Genomic DNA, 23867 nt, shown 5'->3' with positions numbered 1-23867 from the left:
GTCGATTTCTTGTCGACAAATAAAATACAAGATAGTAATGTCCCTGTCGAAAAGGGTGGCGCATTGCTGCGTCCATTCCTGAGAACCATGTGCCTTAGGAGCTAATAATGACGGCCAGCATTTTTTCCGGCGTAATCCCCGCCTTGATGACCCCGTGCAAGGAAGATCGCACCCCTGATTTCGATGCGCTTGTGCGCAAGGGCAAGGAGCTGATCGCCGATGGCATGTCCGCCGTCGTTTATTGCGGTTCGATGGGCGACTGGCCGCTGCTGACCGATGCGCAGCGCATGGAAGGCGTGGAGCGCCTCGTTAAGGCCGGCATCCCTGTTATCGTCGGCACCGGCGCGGTCAATACGGCGTCCGCCGTGGCGCATGCCGCCCACGCCCAGAAGGTTGGCGCCAAGGGCCTGATGGTCATTCCCCGTGTCCTGTCGCGCGGTTCGGTCATCGCCGCCCAGAAGGCGCATTTCAAGGCCATCCTCTCGGCCGCGCCGGACATTCCGGCCGTCATCTACAACAGCCCCTATTACGGTTTCGCCACCCGCGCCGACCTGTTCTTTGCCCTGCGCGCCGAGCACAGCAACCTTGTCGGTTTCAAGGAGTTCGGCGGTCCGGCCGACATGCGTTATGCGGCTGAGAACATCACCAGCCGTGATGATGAAGTCACCCTGATGATCGGTGTCGATACCGCCGTTTTCCACGGCTTCGTCAATTGCGGCGCAACGGGCGCCATCACCGGCATCGGCAATGTCCTGCCGAAGGAAGTCATTCATCTCTGCAAGCTGTCGCAGGCGGCCGCCAAGGGTGACGCGGATGCCCGCGCCCGCGCGCTGGAACTGGAGCAGGCGCTTGCCGTGCTCTCCTCCTTCGATGAAGGCCCGGACCTGGTTCTTTATTTCAAGCACATGATGGTGCTGAAGGGCGACAGTGAATATACGCTGCACTTCAACGAAACCGATGCCCTGACGGACAGCCAGCGCGGTTATGTCGAGGCACAGTTCAAGCTGTTCAACAGCTGGTATGCCGACTGGAGCAAGCTGCCCGGCGCGGTACAGGCCTGCAAGGCCGCCTGAGTAACCGCTTAGATGAAGGCCCGGATTCCGGGCCTTCATCTGCTCAGGCGTTCACCTCATACACAACATTGATCGCAACGGGTTGTGGATCCTCGGGTCAAGCCCGAGGGTGACGTTGTGCATGTGGGATGATGTCGAGCGTCAGAACGTATTTTTAGTAGATAAAAGGCCCGCATTCGCGGGCCTTTTTCATTTCCACATCCAGACCCGGTCAGGAGACCGCGTCCAGCCCCTTTTCCAGCAGCCGGTCGAGGCCGGCCATTTCTGCTGCGCTCAGCGTGATGCCCTGGCTTTCGGATCTGGCGCGCGCCGCAAAGCGGCGGCCCGAGGGCAGGCGGGCGCCCTGGCCAATGATGGCGTCGAACAGCACTTCCGCACGCTGGAAAGGGTCGCCCTGGCGGCCTTTGGCGAAGGCTTCGGGAGAGAAGGCGACGATCAACTCGCCATGGGTGGGGGCAAGCGTCGTAGTGCCGAGAAATTCGAGCGCCTCGGGACTGGTCAGGTCGCCGATCATGATGCCCGCGAGAAGTTCGATCATGGTGCCGATCGCCGATCCCTTGTGGCCGCCAAAGGGCAGCATGGAACCGGCAAGCGCGGCTTCCGGGTCGGTCGTCGGCTTGCCGTCGGCGTCCAGCGCCCAGCCTTCCGGCAGGGATTTGCCCGCCCGCCGGTGCAGTTCGATTTCGCCGCGCGCGGCAACCGATGTGGCGAAATCGAAGACGTAAGGGGAGGTGTCCCGGCGTGGCCAGCCGAAGGCGAAGGGATTGGTGCCCAGCAGCGGCTTGCTGCCGCCCGTGGGAGCGACGGTCGAATAGCTCGGGCACATTACCAGCCCCGCCAGGCCATTCGACGTCAGCCCTTCGACTTCAGGCCAGAGCGCCGAAAAATGGGTGCAGTCGTTGATGACGAGCGCGGCGATGCCGGACCGCTTCGCCCGCTCCACCAGAACCGGCAGGCCGAGCTCGAAGGCGGGATTGGCGAAGCCGCCATGGGCGTTGACCTTGACGATCGCCGTCCCGTCGTCTTCCGCCACTTCCGGTATCGCGTCGGGCTTCACCTTGCCGGCCTTGACGGTGCGAAGGGCACCTTCGATGCGGTAAATGCCATGCGATTTGCAGGCGTCGCGTTCGCCGGCGGTGATGACGCGCGCCAGGGCGCCAGACTGAACATCATTCAGCCCGGCTCTCAAGAAAATCGACTCGACCCGCTGGAAAAGTGCCTCGATGGTCAAGGTGGTCGTGTCGCTCATCATAGTCCTCCGATACAGGCTCGCACATTTTGAATACATAAAGTATACAAAGGCGAGCGTATTGCAACGTGTCTTTTCGGATGACCGGGCCAGCATGTGCAAATCCGCGTCCGACGGACAGGGAGATCGTAAGATCAAAGTCCCTCATTCCGGTGCCTGTCACAGCAATCCATCCAGCCCAAGTCCTTGTGGTGAAAAAGACTCTGGCCGTCACGCCCACTGGATTCCGGTGACGAGCACAGGAATGGAAGAGCGTCGATGCCCGACTTTGTTGCGAGGCCGTTTCCCCGTTCAGTCTGCTCGACAATCCTTACCTCTTCGCATGTTAAAAAAATTCTTTTTGTATACTACTTGTATTTTTATGTTGATTTATCGGCCCCATGGGGAAATAGTGGCCGCGCCTTCAAGGGCAGACCAATTCTGGGAGCAAATCAAGAATGAAAAAATCGGTCATCTTCGCCGGCCTTCTGGCCGCCACTTCCGCTATCACGCCGGCCAAGGCCGACAAGCTCGACGACATCATTTCCGCCGGTACGCTGCGCTGCGCCGTCGTGCTTGATTTCCCGCCCATGGGTTCGCGTGACGACGCAAACAACCCGATCGGCTTTGACGTCGATTATTGCAACGATCTCGCCAAGGCGCTCGGCGTCACGGCGGAAATCGTCGAGACGCCGTTTCCCGAGCGTATTCCGGCGCTGATGTCCGGCCGCGTCGATGTCGGCGTTGCGTCCACCTCCGATACGCTGGAGCGCGCCAAGACGGTGGGCATGACCGTGCCTTATTTCGCCTTCGAAATGGCCGTGACCGCCAATGACAAGTCCGGTGTCAAGTCCTTCGAGGACATGAAGGGCAAGACGGTCGGCGCTACCGCCGGCACCTTCGAGGCCATCGCGCTCGAAAAGACCGTCAAGGAATGGGGCGTCGGCGAGTTCCGTCCTTACCAGACGCAGGCCGACGTGTTCCTCGCGCTCAGCCAGGGCCAGATCGACGCCACCGTCTCCACTTCGACGGTCGCGCAGTCCAACGTCAAGGGCGGCAAGTTCGCCGGCATCTCGGTGGTCGGCAAGGCGCCTTACGACATCGACTACGTCGCGCTCTTCACCAACCGTGACGAATACGGCTTCATCAACTACCTGAACCTCTTCATCAACCAGCAGGTTCGCACCGGCCGTTACGCCGAACTCTACGAAAAATGGGTTGGCGGCGACGTGCCCTCGCTCACCGTCAACGGCGTTTATCGCTGATCAGGACTTTCCGTAAACGGCGCGGTCGAGATGATCGCGCCGTTGATCGTTTCTGAAAAGGCGGGACACTTAATGTTCAACTACACATTCCACTGGAATCAGGCGCTGAAGGCTTTGCCGCAGCTTCTGGACGGTGCGGTGGTGACGCTGCAGATCGCCCTTCTGTCGATGGTGATCGGTCTTTTCTTCGCCATCCTGCTGACCTTGTTCCGGCTCTCCGGCAACCGCATTCTCGGCGCTTTCGCCGCCGTCTGGGTGGAGATCGCCCGCAACACGCCGGCGCTGTTCCAGATTTACATGGCCCATTTCGGCCTTGGGAATTTCGGCATTCATCTCAGCCCCTATACCGCGCTTCTGGTCGGCATCGCGTTTAACAATGCCGGTTATCTGGCCGAGAATTTCCGTGGCGCGCTGAAAGCCATACCGGACACGCAGACGCGCTCCGGGCGTTCGCTCGGCATGACCTCGATGCAGACCTTCCGGCTGATCATCCTGCCGCAGATGCTGCGCGTCGCCTTCCTGCCGGCCACCAACCAGATGGTCTGGGCGATCCTGATGACCTCGCTCGGTGTCACGGTCGGCATGAACACCGATCTCGCCGGCGTCACCCAGGCGCTCAATGCGCGCTCGTTCCGCACCTTCGAATTTTTCGCGCTTGCCGCGGTCATCTATTACGTGATCGCCAAGATCGTCACGCTCGCCGCCAGATTGCTGGCCTGGCGTCTGTTCCGTTACTGAGAGAGGTGAGCCATGTTTGAAACCGCTCTCACCTGGAGTGATCTCGCCTTCCTGGCCAAGGGTGCCGGCATGACGCTTGCCGTCACCGCCGTCGCCGTCACGGCAGGCACCCTCATGGGGATCATCTTCGGCATCATCCGTTTCCAGTTCGGCCCCTATTGGTCGCTGCCGCTGACCTTCGTGCTGGATATTTTCCGCTCGGTACCGCTGCTCATCCAGCTGGTTCTCGGCAATGCCTTCCAGTCGATCGCCAAGCTCGGCTGGCCGCCGTTCACCACCTCCTGCGTGGTGCTGTCGCTTTATACGGCGGCCTATTGCACGGAGATCGTGCGCGGCGGCATCGATGCCGTGCCGTCGAACACTCGCCGCGCCTGCCGGTCGCTGGGCATGACGTGGTCGCAGGACATGCGCTACATCGTGCTGCCGCTCGCCACCCGTGTCTCGCTGCCCTCATGGATCGGCTTGACGCTGGGTGTGATGAAGGATTCGGCGCTGGTGTTGTGGCTCGGCCTTATCGAGCTTCTGCGCGCCTCGCAGATACTCGTCACCCGCCTGCAGGAACCGCTGACCATCCTGATGATCTGCGGCGCCATCTATTTCCTTATCAGCTTCCCCATCGCCCGTTTCGGCGGGTATCTCGAAAGACGGTGGTCCCCCAATGATTGAGATCGAAAACGTCCGCAAATCCTTCGGCCCGCTGGAGGTTCTGAAAGGGATCAACCTCACCGTCAACAAGGGCGAGGTCGTCACCATCATCGGCGGCTCCGGTTCCGGCAAGTCGACGCTGCTCACCTGCATCAACGGCCTTGAGCCGATCGACAGCGGCAAGATCGTCATCGACGGCACGGAAGTGCATGCCAAATCGACCGACCTCAACAGGCTGCGCCGCAAGGTCGGCATCGTCTTCCAGCAATGGAACGCCTTTCCGCATCTGACGGTGCTGGAAAACGTTATGCTGGCGCCGCGCAAGGTGCTTGGCATCTCAAAGGAGCAGGCCGAGGAGATCGCGGTCAAGCAATTGACCCATGTGGGTCTTGCCGAAAAGCTGAAGGTCTATCCGAACCGCATGTCGGGCGGTCAGCAGCAGCGTATGGCGATTGCGCGTGCGCTTGCCATGTCGCCGGAATATATGCTGTTCGATGAAGTCACCTCGGCGCTCGACCCGATGCTGGTCGGCGAAGTGCTCGATACGCTGAAGATGCTTGCGGATGAGGGCATGACGATGATCTGCGTCACCCACGAAATGGCCTTTGCCCGCGATGTCTCCAACCGCGTCGCCTTCTTCCATCAGGGCGTGATGGCGGAAATCGGCACGCCCGACCAGCTGTTCGGCGCGCCGCAGCATGCCGAAACCCAGAAGTTCCTGGCGAGCGTGCGGTAATGCCTGCACATGATGTCATCGTCATCGGGGCCGGCGTTGTCGGCCTATCGGCGGCAATCGCCGCGCAGGGCCGCGGTCTTTCGGTTACGGTCATCGACCGCGAGGGACCGGCGGCGGGTGCTTCGGCCGGCAATGCCGGCGCCTTCGCCTTCACCGATATCCTGCCGCTTGCCTCGCCCGGCATTCTCTGGAAAGCGCCGAAATGGCTCATCGATCCGCTGGGGCCGCTCAGCGTGCCGCCGGCCTATGCGCTGACGATCGCGCCGTGGATGTTCCGTTTCTGGCGGGCCTGCGCGGCATCGAAGGTCGAGCATTCCACAGCCGCCCAGACGGCGCTGATGGACCTTTCCAAAGCAGAGCTGGAGCCGTTTCTCAGAAAGACCGACACCATTGCGATGCTGCGCAAGGAGGGCAACCTTCAGGTCTATGAAAGCGAGGCGGAGTTCGAAGGCTCGCTTTCCGGCTGGAAAGCGCGCGAACGCCATGGCATCGAGTTCCGGCATCTCAATGCCGAACAGATGGCCGAGATACAGCCCGGAATCGCACCGCGTTTCACCTGCGGCACGTTCACGCCCGGCTGGTATTCCATTGCCGACCCCAAGCTTTATACGCTGGCGCTGGCCGAGCATTTCCGCACCATTGGCGGCCGTATCGAATGCCTCGACATCGCGTCGCTGAGGCCGCTGGAAGACGGTGTCGAGGTGGTGAGCCATGATGGCCGCACCCGCAAGGCGAGCAAGGTGGTGCTGGCGGCGGGGGCGTTCTCGCATCGCATCGCCCGTTCGCTTGGGGAAAAAATTCCGCTGGAAACCGAACGGGGGTATAATACCACCCTGCCTTCCGGTGCTTTCGACCTGCGCACGCAGGTCACCTTCGGCGGCCATGGTTTCGTCGTCACGAGGCTTTCCTCCGGTATCCGCGTTGGCGGTGCCGTGGAGCTCGGCGGGCTGGAGCTTCCGGCCAATTTCGCCCGTTCCGAGGCGCTTCTGGCCAAGGCAAAAGCCTTCCTGCCCGGTCTGAAAACCGAAGGCGGAAGGCAGTGGATGGGTTTTCGCCCGTCGCTGCCGGACAGCCTGCCGGCCATTGGGCAAGCGCAGCATACGGCACGGGTGGTTTACGCTTTCGGCCACGGGCATCTGGGGCTGACGCAATCGGCGGGCACGGCCCGCATCGTCGCCGATCTTCTGACGGGCCAAAAACCCGCCATCGATACAAGGGCATTTTCGCCGCAACGGTTCTAGAGAATTTTGGCTTTTCTCCGAAACGCAAAAATTCTCCAGCTTTTTTTCACGCATTTTCCAGGCGTAAAACCGCTACGCAGTTTTACTGGAAATGCATCAGGGAGATTTTCGATGTCTTCTTCCGTTTCGCCAGTCGCCGCTCCCGAGGCGCGCAGCATTCTGACCGGTGCCGCCGAGGGCAAGGTCATCGCCACCACCGAGGCGCTGAGCTTCTGGGGCGGGGTCGATCCCGCCACCGGCAAGGTGATCGACGTGCATCACCCGCTGCATGGCATCTGTCTCACCGGCGGCGTGCTGTTCATGCCGACCAGTCGCGGTTCCTGCACCGGTTCCGGCGTGCTGCTCGATCTCATCCTCACCGGCCGTGCGCCCGCGGCGCTGGTTTTTTGCGAGGCTGAGGACGTTCTGACGCTCGGTGCCCTCGTTGCGGCGGAAATGTTCGACAAGGCTTTGCCGGTCGTCCGTCTCGATGTGGATAATTTCGCCCGCTACTCGCGTGCTGCGCATGTCCGCATCGATGAGAACACCATCAAGGCTGACGGCATCTCGCTCGCCATCGCTCCGCCGGCGACGGCGCATCTCGACCTCATGGACGACGACCGGGCGATGCTTGAGGGCCGTGACGGCATCGCCGCGCGCCAGGCCATGCGCATCGTCGTCGCCATGGCCGTGCAGCAGGGCGCGTCGGCGCTTGTGGATGTTACCCAGGCTCATATCGACGGCTGCATCTATGCCAGCCCCGCCAACCTCACCTTCGCGGAAAAAATGGCGGAGATGGGCGGCAAGGTGCGGGTTCCCTCGACCATGAACGCCATTTCGGTGGACAAGGCCAACTGGCGGGCGCAGGGCGTGCCGGAGGGTTTCGGCGATCCGGCCGCAAGGCTGGCGGACGCCTATGTGCGCATGGGCTGTCGCCCCACCTTCACCTGCTCGCCTTACCTGCTCGACAGCGCGCCGGGTGCCGGCGAATCGATCGGCTGGGCCGAGTCGAATGCAGTCATCTTCGCCAATACGGTGCTTGGCGCCCGCACCGCAAAGCACCCGGATTTTCTCGATCTCTGCATTGCGATGACGGGCAGGGCGCCGCTTTCGGGCGTCTATCTCGAAGAAAACCGCCGGCCGCAGCGCATCGTCGATGTGGCCCTGCCGGCTGGTATCGACGACGCCTTCTGGCCGCTCGTCGGTTATCTCGCCGGCAAAGCCGCGCCGGATTGCATTCCGCTGCTGCGTGGCCTGGGGTCCGCAAAACCGTCGCGGGACGATCTGAAAGCGCTGTGTGCCGCCTTCGGTACCACCTCCGCCTCGCCCATGTTGCATATCGAGGGCGTGACGCCGGAGGCCGGGCTTGCGCCGCTCGAAACAGTGGAAACCGTCACCATTTCCCTTGAGGATATGGCGGCCGGCTGGTCGCTTCTGAACGAGGGACCGGAAGAGGTGCAGCTTGTCGCCATCGGCAGCCCGCATGCCTCGCTGCAGGAATGTCGGGCGCTCGCGGCTGTTTTCAACGGTCGCAAGCGCCATGCGGATGTCGCCGTCATCGTCACCGCCGGCCAGCAGGTCATCGATGCAGCCGGGCAGGATGGCACCTTGCAAAGCCTGACAGACAGCGGTGTGCAGGTGCTGCCGGATCTCTGCTGGTGTTCGATTTCCGAGCCGGTCTTCCCGACGAAGACCCGCGCGCTGATGACCAATTCCGGCAAATACGCCCATTACGGCCCCGGCCTCAGCGGCCGCGCGGTGCGTTTCGGCAGCCTTTCCGATTGCGTCGACAGCGCGCTGACCGGCCGAGCCATATCCCGCCTTCCTGTCTGGCTTTCCTGAGGAGAACTCAATGCGCAGCATCAAGACCGTTCATGTCATCTCCGCCCATGCGGAAGGCGAGGTGGGAGATGTGATCGTCGGCGGGGTGAAGCCGCCGCCGGGCGAGACGATCTGGGAACAGAGCCGCTTCATCGCCCGTGACGAGACGCTGCGCAATTTCGTGCTCAACGAGCCGCGCGGCGGCGTGTTCCGCCACGTCAACCTGCTGGTGCCGCCGAAACATCCGGATGCGGATGCCGCCTTCATCATCATGGAGCCGGAAGATACGCCGCCCATGTCCGGCTCCAATTCCATCTGCGTTTCGACAGTGCTTCTGGATGGCGGCATCGTGCCGATGCAGGAGCCGGAAACCCATATGCTGCTGGAAGCTCCCGGCGGACTGGTGAAAGTGCGCGCCGAATGCCGCAACGGCAAGGCTGAGCGCATTTTCGTGCAGAACCTGCCGAGCTTTGCCGCAAAGCTCGACGTCGAACTCGAGGTCGAAGGTCTCGGCACGCTGAAGGTCGATACCGCCTATGGCGGCGACAGTTTCGTCATCGTCGATGCCGAGGCGATGGGTTTCAGTCTGAAGCCGGAAGAGGCGCATGAGATCGCCCGCCTCGGCGTGCGCATCACCAATGCCGCCAACAAAGCCCTCGGCTTCGATCATCCCGAAAACCCCGACTGGAAACATTTTTCCTTCTGCCTGTTTGCCGGCAAGGTGGAGCGTACCGCCGAAGGCCTCAGGGCAGGGGCCGCCGTCGCCATCCAGCCGGGCAAGGTGGATCGCTCGCCCACCGGTACGGCGCTTTCCGCCCGTATGGCGGTGCTGCATGCACGCGGCGAAATGAAGGAAGGCGAAACGCTGACGGCGGTATCGCTGATCGGCTCGACCTTTACCGGTCGCATCCTCGGAACCACGACAGTCGGCGACCGCCCGGCCATCCTGCCGGAAATCTCCGGCCGTGGCTGGATCACGGGTATTCACCAGCATATGCTCGATCCGTCCGATCCGTGGCCGGAAGGGTATCGGCTGACGGATACCTGGGGCGCGCGGTAAGGGCGATACACTGCACTTCCCTCATCCCTGTGCTCGTCACAGGGATCCAGTCAGCCCAAGTCCTTGGGCTGAAAAGACTCCCTTTCGCCGCGCAGACGCGCGTCGGCTGGATTCCTGTGACAAGCACAGGAATGAGGAAAGAGAGCGGATTAGCCGCCCGCTTGTTTCGTTGTCTCCCGCACGATCAGCTCGAACCCGACATCCACCCGCGCGCCTTCAGGCACGACTGCATCCTTTTCCGGCTCCAATATCGAAAGCAGCAATTCGCCGGCCTTGCGGCCGATCATCTGGGCATCGACCCGGATGGTTGAAATCGCCGGGTAACATTGCCGGCTGATATCGAAATCGCCGAAACCGAGGATGGACACCTGATCGGGCACGGCAATGCCGCGGCGGTGACATTCCATCAGCGCGCCGACGGCGGAAATATCGGAGACGGCGAAAATGCCTTCGACATCGGGCGCCTTCGCCAGCAGGGAGCCGAGCGTCCTTGCCCCGTGGTCGTAGGAGACCGGTGCGCTGCCTTCGCGGATGATGAGATCGTCGGAAATGCCGGCTTCGCGCAACGCTGCCGCAAACCCGACGAGACGGCTTTCGCCGCGCCAGTCGTTCACAGCGCCGTCAGCCCGGGAGCCGAGTGCGCCTATTCGCTTTAAACCAAGCGATATCAGATATTTGGCAGCGTTTCTTCCCACTTCGTAATTGGAAAAGCCAACCGCATGGTCGATCGGGTGTTCGGGGACATCCCATATTTCCACGATCGGAATGCCGGCGCGCATCAGAACTTCGCTCGCCATCTTGGTATGCACCGTGCCGGCGACGACGATGGCATCGGGACGGCGCTCCATCATGGTGCGGATGACGCGCTCCTCTTCCTGCAGGTCATACATCGTATAACCGATCAGCAACTGGTAATCGGCGGCGCGCAGCGCCTTGGCGAGCCCCTGGGCGCTGTCGGCGAAGTTGGAGTTGGTGAGCGTCGGCAGGATGGCGGTGATGAAATTGGTGCGCCGGGAAGACAGCGAACCGGCGATCCGGTCCGGCACATAACCAAGCTTCTCGATGGCCTTCATTACCTTCTGGCGTGTCTCTTCCGACACCAGGGCAGGATCGGCCAGCACCCGCGAAACGGTCATCTTGGAGACGCCCGCGAGTTTCGAGACGTCGCTCATGGTTGCTTTTTTTGACGTGACTAACGCTGCGGCCAAGGGCGTGCGCTCCACCAAAGCATGTCTCCCTAAATTCGAACCGTTTCAGGACAAGACATACACGAAGATATCAAGGGAAAGCACGCCGTATGATTGCGGATCGATGCGGCGTGCACCGGATTTATGCGACGCGGCTATAGACCAGATGGTAAAAACGTCCGTCGCACATGCTCATCATCTCGTCCGTCAGCACCCGGCCTTCCAACCGGACCGGCGAGACCAGCGCTTCCTCCACGGCTTCCATCGAAGGATAGTCGATTTCCTGCACCATGATGATCGAGGCTGCATCGGGATCGGTGCGTTCGGTGCGCATCACCCGCACGGCCTGCGCATTCGGCATGCGTTTCCAGACCGGCAGCAGTTTTTCCTCGACGATGCGGAAAAACTCCTCCTCTCGGCCGGGGTGGATCCTGCCTTCGAAAATTGCCGAGCGTGTATACATGGTTTCCTCCCGAATGAATGTCCGATGCAACAGTTCTGTAGATCGGACTTGCAATGATACCGATAACATGCATTATTGATCCTGCCAAGAACGTGAAACGGTGTCGATGAGAGGAAAATCGATAACCAGCAGAAATTATTGAATTTCATGAGGAGTTCATAAGGTTTCGTGCATTTGCGGTGTCTTGGGAGGAGTTTTTTGTCATTTGCGTTGAAATGTTATCGAGAACATTTTTCGCTTTGTACAAGATCGCTGTTCCGCTTCGGGCAGCCACAATAAGGTTGGAGGAGAAACCATGAGCATATCCAGATTTCTGAAGAACGTGACCGTCGCCGTCGGTGTTGCCGCAGCAACGCTTGCCGCCAGCACAGCCGCCCATGCCGTCTCGCTCAGCGAGATCACGGCGCGCGGCAAGGTCAAGATCGGTGTTCTGACCGGTGCTCCGCCGATGGGCATGGTGGACGAGAAGGGCAATCCTTCCGGTTATGACGTGGATGTCGCCAATCTCATCGGCACCTATCTGTCGCTGCCGGTGGAACTGGTGCCGCTGACGCCGCCCGCGCGTATTCCGGCACTCCAGACCGGCAAGGTCGATTTCCTTGTCGCGACGCTTGCGCCGACCGGCGAGCGCGCCAAGACCGTGATGTTCACGCAGCCCTACAGCGCCTTCAACATGGACATCATCTCGGGCAAGGACCAGAAGTTCGAAAATCTCGACAGCCTCAAGGGCAAGCGCGTTTCGGTCAATCGCGGCTCCTCGCAGGAAACCGCGCTGCGCAAGGCCAATGTCGAAGGTCTTGAAATCGTCGTTTACGAAGACGATTCCACCAGCGCCCAGGCCCTGCTCGCCGGTCAGGTCGATGCTGTCGCCCTGCCGTCCACGGTTGGCGAAGCGATCATCAAGCAGCGCCCGGAAGCCGGTCTGCAGGTTGGTTTCACCTTCTTCCAGCAGGGCAATTCCATGGCGACAAAGCTTGAGGATTTCGAGCTGCGGCAATGGCTGAACACCTCCATCTACCTCATGAAGATGTCGGGCGATCTCGACCGTATCTCGGTCAAATGGACCGGCCGTCCGCTGCCGCAATTGCCAAGCTTCTGATTGAGCCTTTCAACGCGCCCGCCGGGAAGACTTCCGGCGGGCCGGGAAATGTCAACGGAGTGACGCATGTCCTATACTTTTCAATTCGGCGCGCTCGCCCAATATCAGACTGAAATTCTGAATGGCATATGGCTGACGATCAAGCTGTCGGTCCTGTCCATCGTGCTGGGCTGCGCTTTCGGCATTCTTCTGGCGTCGCTGCGGTCCATCAAGGGCGGCATCGTCCGCATCATCGTCGACGGTTATGTGGAAATCATCCGCAACACGCCGTTCCTGGTGCAGCTTTTCATCGTCTATTTCGGTCTCCCGGGCCTCGGCTTTCGTGTCGGTGCGGATACGGCGGCGCTGATCGGCATGACGATCAACCTTGCCGCCTATTCGACGGAAATCATCCGCGCCGGCATTGAGGCGGTGCACAAGTCGCAGATCGAGGCTGGCGAAGCGCTTGGCTTCACGAAGTACCAGATCTACCGCCACGTCATCATCGTGCCGGCGATTGCCAAGGTCTATCCATCGCTCTGCAGCCAGTTCGTGCTGATGATGCTGGCGTCGAGCATATGTTCGGCCATCTCCACCCATGAGCTTGCGGCCGCCGCAGCCTTCGTGGAATCGCAGACCTATCGCTCCTTCGAGGTCTATATCGTCGTCACGCTCATCTACCTGGCGCTGGCGCTCAGCCTGCGGCTCATCCTTGCCCTCGTCGGCATGTGGCTGTTCGGCCGCCGCGTCGCCCGCAAGACGATGACCGCTTTGCCGGAGGTGCAGTCATGACTCTTCGAACTTTCGGCTGGAACGAATTCGGCTTCCTTTTGACCGCCCTGCAATGGACCGTGCTTCTGACGATCATTGCCCTTATCGGCGGCGGTATCGTCGGCTTTTTCATCGCGCTCGCCCGCACCTCGGATAACAAGCTGCTGCGCATTGCCGCCGGCACCTATATCCAGGTCATTCAGGGCATTCCGGTGCTGATGATCCTGTTCCTGTCCTATTACGGCCTCAGCCTTGCCGGACTGGAGCTGCCGCCGCTCTTTGCCGCCGGCGCGTCGATGACCATCTATACGTCCGGTTATCTCGCCGAAATCTGGCGCGGCTGCATCCAGGCGGTGCCGAAGCAGCAATGGGAAGCCTCGGAATCGCTGGCGCTGACCCGCGCCCAGCAATATCGCTACGTCATCCTGCCGCAGGCGATCCGCATTTCCCTGCCGCCGACTGTCGGTTTTGCCGTTCAGGTCGTCAAGAATACGTCCATCGCATCGATCATCGGTTTCGTCGAACTGGCGAGAGCGGGGCAGCTCATCAACAATGCCACGTTCCAGCCGTTCCGCGTCTTCGTCGCCGTGGCCGTGCTTTATTTCATCGTCTGCTACCCGTTGTCCCAGCTGTCGCGTTGGCTGGAAAGGAGGCTTCATGCCGGAAGTAATCGTTGAAAACGTTCACAAGAGCTTTGGCGCTCTGGAAGTCCTCAAAGGCGTGTCGCTTTCGGTCGGCCGTGGTGAAGTCTTTGCCCTCATCGGCCGCTCCGGCTCGGGCAAGAGCACGCTGCTGCGCTGCATGAACGGGCTGGAAAAGATCAATTCGGGCCGCATCGAAATCGCCGGCCATGCGATCGGCGAAGATGCCAAGGCGCTGCGCAAGCTGCGCACCGATGTCGGCATCGTCTTTCAGAGCTATAATCTTTTTCCGCATCTGACGGTCGGTGAAAACATCATGCTTGCGCCACGCATCGTCAAGGATGTGGCGAAATCGGAAACCAGGGATATCGCCCGCGAGGTCCTGCAACTCGTCGGCCTGTCCGAGAAATTCGATTCCTATCCCGACCAGCTGTCCGGCGGCCAGCAGCAGCGCGTGGCGATTGCCCGTTCGCTTGCCATGCGGCCGAAGGTGATGCTGTTCGACGAGGTGACCTCGGCGCTCGACCCGGAACTCACCGAGGAAGTGCTGACGGTCATGGAAAACCTCGCCAAGGGCGGCATGACCATGATCCTCGTGACCCATGAAATGGCCTTTGCGCGCCGCGTGGCGACCGAAACCATCTTCATGCACAAGGGCAAGATCTGGGAGCAGGGCCGCTCGACCGAACTCTTCGCCAATCCGCAAACGCCGGAACTCCGGCAATTCGTCAAGGCCGATGTGAAGTAATTCACCGGCGCAAAGGAAGATCCATGACCACTGAAATCGTGCAACTGTGCCCGCTCATCCCGGCACTGGAAGAAGAACTCGCGCAGCGCTTCAGCGTGCACCGCCTGTTCGAAGCGGCAGACAAGACGGCATTCCTTGCTGAAAAGGGCGGCGCGATCCGCGGCGTCGTCACCGGCGGCCATATCGGCCTGCCGGCGGATATCGGCGCCGCACTTCCCAATCTCGAAATCGTCGCCATCAACGGCGTCGGTTTCGACAAGGTCGATCTGACGGAGGCGAAACGTCGGGGTTTCCGCGTCTCCAATACGCCTGACGTGCTGACGGCCGATGTCGCCGATCTCGCGCTCGGTCTGGTTCTGGCGCAGGCGCGCAAGCTGCCGCAGGCGGACCAGCATGTGCGCACCGGGCAGTGGCTGAAGGGCGACATGGGGCTTGCGACCCGCGTGGCCGGCCGCCGTTACGGTATTTTCGGCCTCGGCCGCATCGGTCAGGCAATCGCAAAGCGGCTCGAAGGTTTTGACGCGCGGATTTCCTACACCGCCAGAAACCGCCGCGATGTCGCCTATGATTATTACGGCAGCATCGAAGAACTGGCCGCCAATTGCGACGTGCTGATCATTGCCGCCGCCGCCACCGCCGAAACGCGCCATATCGTCAATGCGGATGTGCTCAAGGCGCTTGGACCGCAGGGCGTGCTCGTCAATGTGGCGCGCGGCTCGCTGGTGGATGAGAAGGCGCTGGTCGAGGCGCTTTCGAACGGCACCATCGGCGGCGCGGCGCTGGATGTCTTCGAGGATGAGCCGCGCGTGCCGGAAGCGCTCTTCGCCTTCGACAGCGTTACGCTCGCCCCGCATGTCGGCAGCGGCACGCACCAGACGCGGCGCGCCATGGCCGATCTGGTTCTCGCCAATCTCGATGCGCATTTTGCCGGCAAGGAGCTGCCGACACCGGTGGTTTGAGGCAGCCTTTTCGATCTGCCGGCACTGAACCGCCCGGTTTATCGCAACCAGCTTTCTTCTCACGGCGCAGATGCGCCGTGGCTGGATGCCGGCTCACGGTCGGTTTAAGACCCGCATGACAGCGGAGAATTTTTCGCTTTTGCCGGCCCTCGAGCGGCGTGGCTTTTGTCACGCCGTTTGGTATCAATCTCGCCTTCGTTCATGATTATATAATACGTATAATCCTACTATTCTGCTTCCTTATAAAGTAATGAGGCGGAGAGGTGCGTTCCAAAGGCCCGAAGACACCCGTGCAGAACCGGATGTCGCGAAAAAAGCGCGGCGTCGCACCGTCCGTCTCTGCCGCAACGACGGAAAACACCAGCCCATCCGATCGGCATGTGCTTCTGGAAGCGATGATCGACCATGTGCCGGATTTCATCTATGCCAAGGATCTGGAAGGCCGCTTCCTTTTCGCCAACCGCGCGATCGTCACCGAAAACGGCTTCGACAGCGTCGAGGAGCTGATCGGTCTCACCGATTACGACATTCATGGCGAGGTGGCGCGCCGTGCCGGCATTCCCGATACCGAAGCGCGGGTCATGCGCACCGGAGAGCCGGACCTCGGTTATGAGGAACGCGCCATGCGCGGCGATATCGACCGCTGGCTGATGATGTCGCGCGTGCCGTTGCGGGACAAGGCCGGAAACATCATTGGCGTGGTCGGTGCGTCGCGGGACATAACCCAGAAAAAGGCCTCGGAAAGGTTGCTGCAGGCACAGGCGCATATTCTGGAAATGATCGTCGCGGCGGCGCGGATCGAGGATTTTCTCGAGGAATTCGTCAAGGAGATCGAGAACCTCGCCACCGGGCTTGCCTGCGCGGTGCGGGTATTTGAGGCGGCGCCGCGGGAGCCTTCCATCTACGCCTCGCCGGCGCTGCGGCCGCATGCGGGATTGACCGCGCTTATTTCCACCGTCAGCGACCCGGAGGCCGTCCGCTATCCAGGCGACAATACGGCCTTCAGCTTCGATATCCCCGCCAGCGAAGGCAGGGCGCATGGTTTTGTCTGGTGCATGCTGGCGGGCCGGACGCCGGATGCGGCGCTGGTGGAATTCATCGGGGCGGCGGCGCGCATGGCGGGGCTGGCGATCGACCGGAAACGCGCCGCCGAGCATATCGCCTTTCTGGCCGATCACGACATGCTGACCCGGCTGCCCAACCGCCGTTTTCTCGATACGCGCCTGCCGGAAATACTGGCGGCGGCGGCAAAGGCGAAGCGTAAGGTCGGCATCGGCTTTCTCGATCTCGACAATTTCAAGCAGATCAACGATACGCTCGGTCACAGCGTCGGCGATGCGCTGCTGTCGAAGACGGCGGAACGCATCGCCGAGAGCCTCAGCCGCAACGATCTCGTGCTGCGGGTGGGCGGAGACGAATTTGTCATCATCCTGGAAAAGCGGAGGGAGGGCTTCGAAAGCCGTCTGCAGCGTATCCGGGCGGCGGTGTCGCAGCCGCTGCGCATCGGTAATTTCGATATCAAGGTCACCTGCAGCATCGGCATGGCCTTTTTTCCGGAACATGGGGGAACCACGGCGGAAATCGTCGCCGCCGCCGATCTCGCCATGTATGAGGCCAAGCGTGACGGCCGGGATGGTATCGCCACCTTCACGCCACGCATGGCGGAGGATTTGAAGAAGAAGTTCACCCGCATCGAGGAATTGCGCAGGGCGGTGGAGCGGGACGAATTTATCCTGCATTTCCAGCCGCAGGTCGATCTTGTCACCGGCCGCATCAGCGGGGTGGAGGCGCTGGTGCGCTGGCAGCACCCGGTGGACGGCCTGCTGGGACCTTCCGAATTCATCGGCCTGGCGGAAGAAACCGGCCTCATCGTCGAACTGGGGGAAACCATCCTGAAGAAAGCCTGCCGTCAGGCTCGGGCCTGGGCGGCCGCCGGCCTGCCGCCCGTCAAGATGGCGGTCAATATCTCGCCCCGGCAATTTCAGGGCGGGCTGGTGGAACAGATCCGCTCGGTGTTGAAGGAAACCGGTCTTTCACCGTCGCTGCTGGAAATCGAAATCACCGAAACGCTCATCATCCAGGATGTCGACACATCGGTGCGGATCATGCGCGCCATCAAGCAGATGGGCGTCAGCCTGGCACTGGACGATTTCGGCATCGGTTATTCCTGCCTCGGCATGCTCAAGACCTTCCCGCTATCCTGCATGAAGATAGACCGCTCCTTCCTCACCCATCTGCCGGAAAAGACCAAGGATAGCGCCATCGTCTCGATCATGATCCAGCTTGCCGGTTCGCTCGGCATCGATGTCATAGCCGAAGGAGTTGAGACCGCCGAACAGGCAGCCTTTCTGTGCGGCGCCGGCTGCCCCTATGGGCAGGGTTATTATTTCAGCCGCCCGGTCCAGGCGGGCGGGATCGAAACCATGCTGCGCAACGCCACGGCATTCCCCACCGGCGCTTCCCGCGATCGTCGATAGCCAGATTCGGCACCCCGTTCCGATCGGCCGCCGGTGCCGGGTGTCCGCATCACCCGGATATTTTCCATTGCAATATGGTGCAGGCGCCCTGACCTCCATTGCCCATCTCCATGGCGGGAGGGGCGCGGTGGTGATTATTGTTGTTTTTATAATTAAAGAAAATTCGAAATAAATATCATTGGAATAAAGTAATAAATACTGTTATTTGAAAATAAATAATGAAATTATTATATTTTAAACTATTTACTTGTTGTAATTTTACTACTGAGCGCGATTGCGTACTTTTATTATATTTGTATTCCGCCGATTTAAATTGCGAGTCTGCTGCGGTTTCTGTCATTTGCTGAATCAGCGCAGGGAAGCGGGCGGCAGGGAAAGACCAGCCCTCAAATTTGCGCATTCGTTGAAAAATTTTTGACTGGAGATTACAAATGAACATCAAGAGCCTTCTGATCGGCTCCGCTGCAGCTCTCGCAGCCGTATCCGGCGCCCAGGCCGCTGACGCCATCGTCGCTGCCGAGCCCGAGCCCATGGAATATGTTCGCGTCTGCGACGCTTTCGGCACCGGCTTCTTCTACATCCCCGGCACCGAAACCTGCCTGAAGTTCGACGGTTACGTTCGTTTCCAGACGGATTTCGGTCGCAACAAGTCCGGTTCGTCCGACTGGAACTCGTTCTCGCGTGGACAGTTCAACATCGACACCCGCACCGACACCGAGCTTGGCGCTCTGCGCGGCTACATCGGTCTGCGAGCCGAAGCTGACAACGACACCAGCAAGGGTGCCATTCTTGACCAGGCTTTCATCGAACTGAGCGGCCTGAAGGTCGGTTATTACTACAACTGGTGGGATGACGGTCTCTCCGGCGAGTATGACCAGCTCAGCTCCAACAGAACCCGCCTGAACGCCATCCGTTACACCTACGACGCTGGTTCCTTCTATGTTGGCGTTGCAGTTGAAGAACTTGAAGGTGCACGTAAGGGTACTTCTGAACTCGGCGTTCCCAAGGGTGGCTCGTTCAAGAGCGCGACCAATGACGTCGGCGTAAGCGGTATCATCGGCGCCAAGTTCGGCGGCGTTAAGGCCAGCCTGCTCGGCGGCTACGATACGAACCAGGAAGAAGGCGCAATCCGCGCCATTGTTACGGCTGATATCGGCCCCGGCACCTTCGGCATCTCGGGCGTATGGGCTTCCGGTGCCAACTACTACTACGAAGAATCCGAATGGTCCGTTGCTGCCGAGTACTCCATCAAGGCAACTGACAAGCTGACCATCACCCCCGGCTTCCAGTACTTCGGCACGATCGACATTGGCGCCAACAACGACTTCGTAGGCGATCGCGATGCATGGCGTGCTGGCGTTGCTGCTGGCTACAAGATCACTTCCGGCCTTTCCACGCTCGTTTCGGTTACCTATCAGGACGTAGACGGCACCAAAGGCGTCAGAGGCGGTGGCGACAGCTGGACCGGTTTCGTTCGTCTCCAGCGCGCTTTCTAATAGCCTGCAAAACCAAAAAACATAAACCGGGTTAGACAACTCAGATCCACCCCGTTTCCGAACGGGTGAGTCACTAGCTCCAGTCAAAGTTCCTGACATGATGTCAGGTTTGCTCCCCGGACCCTCCAGGCCGGGGAGTTTTTGCCATTATGGACAGTCTCCCCATGACCGGCCGCTGCATCTGGAGGGCCGGAAAATGCGCGTGGTTGCCGCGTCTTCTTTGAAGCCTCGGCATCTGTCGCGGTAAAATGGACCATCCGGAACGGAAGGCGATTGAGAAATTGTCTGCAATATGAAATATTATTGTATACAATAAATCAGGGGCGCCCATGGAATTTGATTTTACTGCGCTTGAGCCGCAGAGCCGCTATCGTCTGTTGACGAATTTTATCGGCCCTCGGCCGATAGCGCTTGTCACGACACGCTCGGCGGCAGGCCATAACAATGCCGCGCCGATGAGCTTCTTCAACGTTTTTTCGCATGATCCGCCGATCGTCGTCCTCGGCATCCAGCCGCGTGTTACGGGCGAAGAGAAGGATACGATGGCCAATATTCGCCGCACCGGCGAATTTGTCGTCAACATGGTCGATATGGCGCTGTCCGAACAGATGCTCGTCTGCGGCCTCGGTTTCGACAGCGAGGTCGACGAGCTTTCCATGGCACGGCTGACTGCGACGCCCTGCGGCAGGATCGATGCCAGTTTCGCGGCGGAATCGCCTTGCGCCTTCGAATGCCGGGTGGAGCGTCTGATCGACTATCCGCGCCGCACGCTTGTCCTCGGCGAGGTGGTGCACATGCATGTCCACAGGCGCTGCCTCGATGAAGAGGGGTGTTATGTCGACCCTGACCGATACCAGCCGATCGCCCGTCTGCACGCCGACAATTACATTACTTCGGATCGCCAGTTCGTCCTCAAGGCACCGGCGATTTCCGATTTCCTCGAACCGGATGGCGGGTGAGCCGGCCCAAAGCGCACGCCTTTGCGAATGATCACCCGGTCGACGTCTATTTGCAGGTGAGGAGGGCGATGACGACCCCGAATGTCCCCGGCTGTCCGGCGCAGGCGCTGGCACGCTGCCATGCCCGGCGCGCCAAAATGCCGGCCGCCGTTTGCGATAAGTCCGGAGTGGCTCTAGTCTCTCTTTCTGCGCTGCTTTGGGAAGGCTGCGTGTTGCGTGGGAGGGCGCATGATCGACAAGCTGGAGTTTTTTATCGCGCTGGCGCGTGCTGAGCATTTCGGGCGGGCTGCGGAAGAATGCGGCGTTTCACAGCCGACCCTCTCCGCCGCGATCCGGCAATTGGAGGATCAACTGGGCGTCGTGCTGGTGGTCAGGGCGGCGCGGTACCAGGGGTTGACGCCGGAGGGCCAGCGCGTTCTCGAATGGGCGCGGCGCATTGTTGCCGATACCCGCACCATGCGCGAGGAAATGCGCGCGGTGCGCAAGGGGCTGGCCGGGCATATCCGCCTGGCGGTTATTCCGACCGCGCTGGCCATGGTGCCGCGATTGACCGAGTCCTTCCAGGCCCGCCATCCGGCAGTGACATTTTCCGTGACGTCCCGCACCTCGCTGCAGGTTTTGAGCCAGATCGAAAATCTCGAGATCGATGCGGGAATCAGTTATCTCGACAACGAACCCCTGGGGCGGGTGACGACGGTTCCGCTTTATTCGGAGCGATATCACCTGATTGCAGCCGCCGGTACGCCGCTCGCCGATCAGGAAAGCGTGACCTGGAAGCAGGTGGCCGGCCTTCGGCTTTGCCTATTGACTTCGGACATGCAGAACCGCCGTATTATCAACAAGCACATGGCGGAAGCGGGGGCGGAGGTGAAGCCGACCCTGGAATCCAATTCCATGATCGTGTTGTTTTCCCATATCCGTACTGGCAAATGGTCTTCGATAATGCCGCGTAACATAGCGGAATCATTCGGTTTTCCAAAACAGATACGAATAATTCCCATCCGCGAGCCAGATGCCGAACATCTTGTCGGCATGATTGCCACCCATCGGGAACCGCATACGCCGCTGGTCTCGGCGCTTCTCCACGAGGCGCGTCAGCGAGCAGCGGAGCGGGTTTTTGATAGGAAAACCCTATCGATTGACGGAAACACTTTATTGACCTGATCTTGCCGATCTCGCCATTCTGACGTGTGAAAGCAGGATGGGCGAAGGTGGCGGTGTTTCCGCTTTTAGCCGTTCCTGCAACCGTCGGTTTGGGAGGACTGGCTCATGAACATTCGTGCGGTCGCCGCAGACGAGGCGGCCCGTATTGCCGCCATCATTGACGATCTGCTGCATCTGGAAGGGCCGATGCTGCCCATCCTGCATGCGATACAGGATGAATTCGGCTACATACCGGAAAGCGCCAAGCAGATCGTTGCCACTGCCCTGAATGTATCGCGCGCCGAAGTGCATGGCGTCGTCACATTCTATCCCGATTTTCGCGATCACCCGGCAGGCCGGCATGTCCTCAAGCTCTGTCGCGCCGAGGCTTGCCAGTCGATGGGCGGCGAGCCTCTTGCGGACACCATCAGGAACCGGCTTGGCCTCGACTGGCACGAAACCGCGCCGGACGGTTCCGTCACGCTCGAACCCGTTTTCTGTCTCGGGCTCTGTGCGCAGGCCCCGGCCTTGATGCTGGATGGTGAGCTGCATGCCCGGCTGGATGAGAACTGTCTTGGCGACATTCTGGCGGAGGCACGCCGATGACCGTCACCGTTTTCGTTCCCCGCGATTCCGCGGCGCTCGCCGTGGGTGCTGATCGCGTCGCCGATGCGATCGCCCGTGAAGCCGCCGCGCGGCATCTGGACGTTCACATCATTCGCAATGGTTCACGCGGCCTGCTCTGGCTGGAGGTGCTGGTGGAAGTGCGCACGGCGCGCGGGCGGATCGCATACGGGCCAGTCGGATCTTCGGACGTGGCCGCCCTGTTCGACGCGGATTTTCTGTCCGGCGGCGACCATCCGCTCTGTCTTGGGCCAACGAAGGAAATTCCGTTCCTGAAGAGCCAGACGCGGCTGACCTTTGCGCGCTGCGGCGTGACGGATCCGCTGTCGCTTGAGGATTATCGCAGCTATCAGGGCATGAAGGGCCTGGAAAGAGCCGTTGCCATGGCGCCTTCCGACATCGTTGCGCAGGTGACGGAAAGCGGCCTGCGCGGGCGCGGCGGTGCAGGCTTCCCCACCGGCATCAAATGGAAGACCGTTGCCGATGCGGCGGCGGATCAGAAATATATCGTCTGCAATGCCGATGAGGGCGATAGCGGCACGTTCGCCGACCGTATGATCATGGAGGGCGATCCCTTCGTGCTGATCGAAGGCATGGCGATCGCGGCTCTTGCCGTCGGCGCGACGAAAGGTTTCATCTACACCCGTTCGGAATATCCGCATGCCGTCAGGACGATGGAGCGGGCGATTGAGATCGCCCGCGGAGAGGGCATGATCGGCGCGTCCGTTCTGGGTTCGGGCAGGCCCTTCGAACTTGAGGTGCGCATGGGGGCGGGCGCCTATGTCTGCGGCGAGGAAACATCGCTTCTGAACAGCCTGGAGGGCAAGCGCGGAACGGTGCGGGCAAAACCGCCGCTGCCGGCGTTGCAGGGCCTGTTCGGAAAACCGACGGTCGTGAACAATGTGATTTCGCTTGCCTCCATCCCGGTGATCATGGATCGCGGAGCGGCCTTTTATCGCGATTTCGGTGTCGGCCGGTCGCACGGCACCATCCCCATCCAGCTGGCGGGCAATATTCGCCATGGCGGGCTCTACGAGACCGCTTTCGGCCTGACGCTCGGTCAGCTTGTCAACGATATCGGCGGCGGCACATTGACGGGCGCAGCCGTCAAGGCGGTGCAGGTGGGCGGCCCGCTCGGCGCCTATTTCCCGGTGTCGCTGTTCGACACGATCTTCGATTACGAGGCCTTTACCGCGGCCGGCGGCCTTATCGGACATGCTGGCATCGTGGTTTTCGACGACACCGCGGACATGCTCCGGCAGGCCCGCTTCGCGCTCGAATTCTGCGCCGTGGAAAGCTGCGGCAAGTGTACGCCCTGCCGCATCGGTTCCACCCGCGGCGTCGAGACGGTGGACAAGATCGCGTTGGGCATCGAGCGGGAACGGAACACGGCGCTGCTCGAGGACCTCTGCGAAACCATGAAATACGGTTCGCTCTGTGCGCTTGGCGGTTTCACGCCCTATCCCGTCATGAGCGCGCTGCGGCATTTCCCGGAAGATTTTGCCCCCATCCCACGTGTTGAAGCGGCGGAGTAA

23 protein-coding genes are annotated in these 23867 nt (G+C 60.7%); 19 read left to right on the top strand and 4 right to left on the bottom strand.

Going from position 1 to position 23867, the window contains the following annotated elements:
* Nucleotides 1-107 precede the first annotated feature (107 nt).
* Entirely contained in the window at nucleotides 108-1073 is a 966-nt protein-coding gene (locus ACI2KA_RS16650) for a dihydrodipicolinate synthase family protein (protein WP_404503572.1), read from the top strand.
* A 211-nt stretch (nucleotides 1074-1284) separates the two neighbouring features.
* Here ACI2KA_RS16650 and ACI2KA_RS16645 read toward each other — a convergent pair whose 3' ends face one another.
* Entirely contained in the window at nucleotides 1285-2322 is a 1038-nt protein-coding gene (locus ACI2KA_RS16645; RefSeq protein WP_404503571.1) for an Ldh family oxidoreductase, read from the bottom strand.
* A 437-nt stretch (nucleotides 2323-2759) separates the two neighbouring features.
* On the opposite strand from ACI2KA_RS16645, the gene ACI2KA_RS16640 reads away from it, so the two are divergent.
* The 7 genes from ACI2KA_RS16640 to ACI2KA_RS16610 all read left to right on the top strand — a co-directional run bounded on the left by ACI2KA_RS16640 (nucleotide 2760) and on the right by ACI2KA_RS16610 (nucleotide 9786).
* A complete protein-coding gene (locus tag ACI2KA_RS16640; RefSeq protein WP_404503570.1) occupies nucleotides 2760-3566 on the top strand; it encodes a transporter substrate-binding domain-containing protein in 807 nt (268 codons plus the stop codon).
* 72 nt (nucleotides 3567-3638) lie between these two features.
* A complete protein-coding gene (locus ACI2KA_RS16635) occupies nucleotides 3639-4304 on the top strand; it encodes an amino acid ABC transporter permease (RefSeq protein WP_404503569.1) in 666 nt (221 codons plus the stop codon).
* A gap of 12 nt (nucleotides 4305-4316) precedes the next feature.
* Complete coding sequence (locus ACI2KA_RS16630) at nucleotides 4317-4970, top strand: amino acid ABC transporter permease (protein ID WP_065116851.1); 654 nt, start codon at nucleotides 4317-4319, stop codon at nucleotides 4968-4970.
* Nucleotides 4963-5685 carry an amino acid ABC transporter ATP-binding protein gene (locus ACI2KA_RS16625; RefSeq protein WP_404503568.1) on the top strand — a complete coding sequence of 241 codons (723 nt, stop codon included), beginning with the start codon at nucleotides 4963-4965 and terminating at the stop codon, nucleotides 5683-5685. Before ACI2KA_RS16630 ends, ACI2KA_RS16625 begins: the two co-directional genes overlap by 8 nt.
* Nucleotides 5685-6926 carry an NAD(P)/FAD-dependent oxidoreductase gene (locus ACI2KA_RS16620; RefSeq protein WP_404503567.1) on the top strand — a complete coding sequence of 414 codons (1242 nt, stop codon included), beginning with the start codon at nucleotides 5685-5687 and terminating at the stop codon, nucleotides 6924-6926. Before ACI2KA_RS16625 ends, ACI2KA_RS16620 begins: the two co-directional genes overlap by 1 nt.
* A 111-nt stretch (nucleotides 6927-7037) precedes the next feature.
* Complete coding sequence (locus ACI2KA_RS16615; RefSeq protein WP_404503566.1) at nucleotides 7038-8747, top strand: aconitase X; 1710 nt, start codon at nucleotides 7038-7040, stop codon at nucleotides 8745-8747.
* A 10-nt stretch (nucleotides 8748-8757) separates the two neighbouring features.
* The gene (locus tag ACI2KA_RS16610; protein WP_404503565.1) at nucleotides 8758-9786 is read left to right on the top strand and encodes a proline racemase family protein; all 1029 of its coding nucleotides are present in this window, start codon (nucleotides 8758-8760) and stop codon (nucleotides 9784-9786) included.
* A gap of 149 nt (nucleotides 9787-9935) precedes the next feature.
* Here ACI2KA_RS16610 and ACI2KA_RS16605 read toward each other — a convergent pair whose 3' ends face one another.
* Both ACI2KA_RS16605 and ACI2KA_RS16600 read right to left on the bottom strand, forming a co-directional pair.
* Nucleotides 9936-10958 (bottom strand): LacI family DNA-binding transcriptional regulator, encoded by a 1023-nt coding sequence (locus ACI2KA_RS16605; protein WP_404503564.1) that lies wholly within the window; start codon nucleotides 10956-10958, stop codon nucleotides 9936-9938.
* A 157-nt stretch (nucleotides 10959-11115) separates the two neighbouring features.
* Nucleotides 11116-11436, bottom strand: coding sequence for a hypothetical protein (locus ACI2KA_RS16600; protein ID WP_003505663.1), 321 nt, complete (start codon nucleotides 11434-11436; stop codon nucleotides 11116-11118).
* Between the two features lie 295 nt (nucleotides 11437-11731).
* Between ACI2KA_RS16600 and ACI2KA_RS16595 the strand changes: the two genes are divergently transcribed.
* From ACI2KA_RS16595 to ACI2KA_RS16570, 6 genes are all read left to right on the top strand, one after another.
* Nucleotides 11732-12535 (top strand): transporter substrate-binding domain-containing protein, encoded by an 804-nt coding sequence (locus tag ACI2KA_RS16595; protein WP_404503563.1) that lies wholly within the window; start codon nucleotides 11732-11734, stop codon nucleotides 12533-12535.
* A 66-nt stretch (nucleotides 12536-12601) separates the two neighbouring features.
* The gene (locus ACI2KA_RS16590; protein WP_404503562.1) at nucleotides 12602-13306 is read left to right on the top strand and encodes an amino acid ABC transporter permease; all 705 of its coding nucleotides are present in this window, start codon (nucleotides 12602-12604) and stop codon (nucleotides 13304-13306) included.
* Nucleotides 13303-13962, top strand: a complete 660-nt coding sequence (locus ACI2KA_RS16585) for an amino acid ABC transporter permease (RefSeq protein ID WP_065116844.1) — start codon at nucleotides 13303-13305, stop codon at nucleotides 13960-13962. Before ACI2KA_RS16590 ends, ACI2KA_RS16585 begins: the two co-directional genes overlap by 4 nt.
* Nucleotides 13943-14674 (top strand): amino acid ABC transporter ATP-binding protein, encoded by a 732-nt coding sequence (locus tag ACI2KA_RS16580; RefSeq protein ID WP_404503561.1) that lies wholly within the window; start codon nucleotides 13943-13945, stop codon nucleotides 14672-14674. The genes ACI2KA_RS16585 and ACI2KA_RS16580 overlap by 20 nt, the downstream gene beginning before the upstream one ends.
* A gap of 23 nt (nucleotides 14675-14697) precedes the next feature.
* Nucleotides 14698-15633: a 2-hydroxyacid dehydrogenase gene (locus ACI2KA_RS16575; RefSeq protein ID WP_404503560.1), complete on the top strand. Its 936-nt coding sequence runs from the start codon at nucleotides 14698-14700 to the stop codon at nucleotides 15631-15633.
* Between the two features lie 302 nt (nucleotides 15634-15935).
* The gene (locus ACI2KA_RS16570; RefSeq protein WP_404503559.1) at nucleotides 15936-18110 is read left to right on the top strand and encodes a putative bifunctional diguanylate cyclase/phosphodiesterase; all 2175 of its coding nucleotides are present in this window, start codon (nucleotides 15936-15938) and stop codon (nucleotides 18108-18110) included.
* A 175-nt stretch (nucleotides 18111-18285) separates the two neighbouring features.
* Here the strand turns inward: ACI2KA_RS16570 and ACI2KA_RS16565 are convergent, their stop codons facing one another.
* Nucleotides 18286-18510 carry a hypothetical protein gene (locus ACI2KA_RS16565; RefSeq protein WP_404503558.1) on the bottom strand — a complete coding sequence of 75 codons (225 nt, stop codon included), beginning with the start codon at nucleotides 18508-18510 and terminating at the stop codon, nucleotides 18286-18288.
* 31 nt (nucleotides 18511-18541) lie between these two features.
* Between ACI2KA_RS16565 and ACI2KA_RS16560 the strand changes: the two genes are divergently transcribed.
* The 5 genes from ACI2KA_RS16560 (at nucleotide 18542) to ACI2KA_RS16540 (ending at nucleotide 23867) form a co-directional block, all read left to right on the top strand.
* Nucleotides 18542-19606: a porin gene (locus tag ACI2KA_RS16560; RefSeq protein WP_404503557.1), complete on the top strand. Its 1065-nt coding sequence runs from the start codon at nucleotides 18542-18544 to the stop codon at nucleotides 19604-19606.
* 329 nt (nucleotides 19607-19935) lie between these two features.
* Nucleotides 19936-20565 carry a flavin reductase family protein gene (locus ACI2KA_RS16555; RefSeq protein ID WP_404503556.1) on the top strand — a complete coding sequence of 210 codons (630 nt, stop codon included), beginning with the start codon at nucleotides 19936-19938 and terminating at the stop codon, nucleotides 20563-20565.
* A 228-nt stretch (nucleotides 20566-20793) separates the two neighbouring features.
* On the top strand, nucleotides 20794-21729 hold the full coding sequence (locus tag ACI2KA_RS16550) for a LysR family transcriptional regulator (protein ID WP_404503555.1): 936 nt from the start codon (nucleotides 20794-20796) through the stop codon (nucleotides 21727-21729).
* Nucleotides 21730-21834: 105 nt separating this feature from the next.
* Nucleotides 21835-22314 carry a formate dehydrogenase subunit gamma gene (locus tag ACI2KA_RS16545; protein WP_404503554.1) on the top strand — a complete coding sequence of 160 codons (480 nt, stop codon included), beginning with the start codon at nucleotides 21835-21837 and terminating at the stop codon, nucleotides 22312-22314.
* The gene (locus ACI2KA_RS16540) at nucleotides 22311-23867 is read left to right on the top strand and encodes a formate dehydrogenase beta subunit (protein ID WP_404503553.1); all 1557 of its coding nucleotides are present in this window, start codon (nucleotides 22311-22313) and stop codon (nucleotides 23865-23867) included. The genes ACI2KA_RS16545 and ACI2KA_RS16540 overlap by 4 nt, the downstream gene beginning before the upstream one ends.

The organism is Agrobacterium sp. NPDC089420, assembly GCF_044900305.1.
Taxonomy (GTDB): Bacteria; Pseudomonadota; Alphaproteobacteria; order Rhizobiales; family Rhizobiaceae; genus Agrobacterium.
Note: the sequence above shows the minus strand (reverse complement) of the source record. Positions and strands in the feature narration are given on the sequence as shown.

Coding starts and splice junctions, on each gene's coding strand:
- ACI2KA_RS16650 (WP_404503572.1), top strand. CDS start 108: ATGACGGCCAGCATTTTTTCCGGCGTAATCCCCGCCTTGATGACCCCG.
- ACI2KA_RS16645 (WP_404503571.1), bottom strand. CDS start 2,322: ATGAGCGACACGACCACCTTGACCATCGAGGCACTTTTCCAGCGGGTC.
- ACI2KA_RS16640 (WP_404503570.1), top strand. CDS start 2,760: ATGAAAAAATCGGTCATCTTCGCCGGCCTTCTGGCCGCCACTTCCGCT.
- ACI2KA_RS16635 (WP_404503569.1), top strand. CDS start 3,639: ATGTTCAACTACACATTCCACTGGAATCAGGCGCTGAAGGCTTTGCCG.
- ACI2KA_RS16630 (WP_065116851.1), top strand. CDS start 4,317: ATGTTTGAAACCGCTCTCACCTGGAGTGATCTCGCCTTCCTGGCCAAG.
- ACI2KA_RS16625 (WP_404503568.1), top strand. CDS start 4,963: ATGATTGAGATCGAAAACGTCCGCAAATCCTTCGGCCCGCTGGAGGTT.
- ACI2KA_RS16620 (WP_404503567.1), top strand. CDS start 5,685: ATGCCTGCACATGATGTCATCGTCATCGGGGCCGGCGTTGTCGGCCTA.
- ACI2KA_RS16615 (WP_404503566.1), top strand. CDS start 7,038: ATGTCTTCTTCCGTTTCGCCAGTCGCCGCTCCCGAGGCGCGCAGCATT.
- ACI2KA_RS16610 (WP_404503565.1), top strand. CDS start 8,758: ATGCGCAGCATCAAGACCGTTCATGTCATCTCCGCCCATGCGGAAGGC.
- ACI2KA_RS16605 (WP_404503564.1), bottom strand. CDS start 10,958: ATGAGCGACGTCTCGAAACTCGCGGGCGTCTCCAAGATGACCGTTTCG.
- ACI2KA_RS16600 (WP_003505663.1), bottom strand. CDS start 11,436: ATGTATACACGCTCGGCAATTTTCGAAGGCAGGATCCACCCCGGCCGA.
- ACI2KA_RS16595 (WP_404503563.1), top strand. CDS start 11,732: ATGAGCATATCCAGATTTCTGAAGAACGTGACCGTCGCCGTCGGTGTT.
- ACI2KA_RS16590 (WP_404503562.1), top strand. CDS start 12,602: ATGTCCTATACTTTTCAATTCGGCGCGCTCGCCCAATATCAGACTGAA.
- ACI2KA_RS16585 (WP_065116844.1), top strand. CDS start 13,303: ATGACTCTTCGAACTTTCGGCTGGAACGAATTCGGCTTCCTTTTGACC.
- ACI2KA_RS16580 (WP_404503561.1), top strand. CDS start 13,943: ATGCCGGAAGTAATCGTTGAAAACGTTCACAAGAGCTTTGGCGCTCTG.
- ACI2KA_RS16575 (WP_404503560.1), top strand. CDS start 14,698: ATGACCACTGAAATCGTGCAACTGTGCCCGCTCATCCCGGCACTGGAA.
- ACI2KA_RS16570 (WP_404503559.1), top strand. CDS start 15,936: ATGTCGCGAAAAAAGCGCGGCGTCGCACCGTCCGTCTCTGCCGCAACG.
- ACI2KA_RS16565 (WP_404503558.1), bottom strand. CDS start 18,510: ATGCGCAAATTTGAGGGCTGGTCTTTCCCTGCCGCCCGCTTCCCTGCG.
- ACI2KA_RS16560 (WP_404503557.1), top strand. CDS start 18,542: ATGAACATCAAGAGCCTTCTGATCGGCTCCGCTGCAGCTCTCGCAGCC.
- ACI2KA_RS16555 (WP_404503556.1), top strand. CDS start 19,936: ATGGAATTTGATTTTACTGCGCTTGAGCCGCAGAGCCGCTATCGTCTG.
- ACI2KA_RS16550 (WP_404503555.1), top strand. CDS start 20,794: ATGATCGACAAGCTGGAGTTTTTTATCGCGCTGGCGCGTGCTGAGCAT.
- ACI2KA_RS16545 (WP_404503554.1), top strand. CDS start 21,835: ATGAACATTCGTGCGGTCGCCGCAGACGAGGCGGCCCGTATTGCCGCC.
- ACI2KA_RS16540 (WP_404503553.1), top strand. CDS start 22,311: ATGACCGTCACCGTTTTCGTTCCCCGCGATTCCGCGGCGCTCGCCGTG.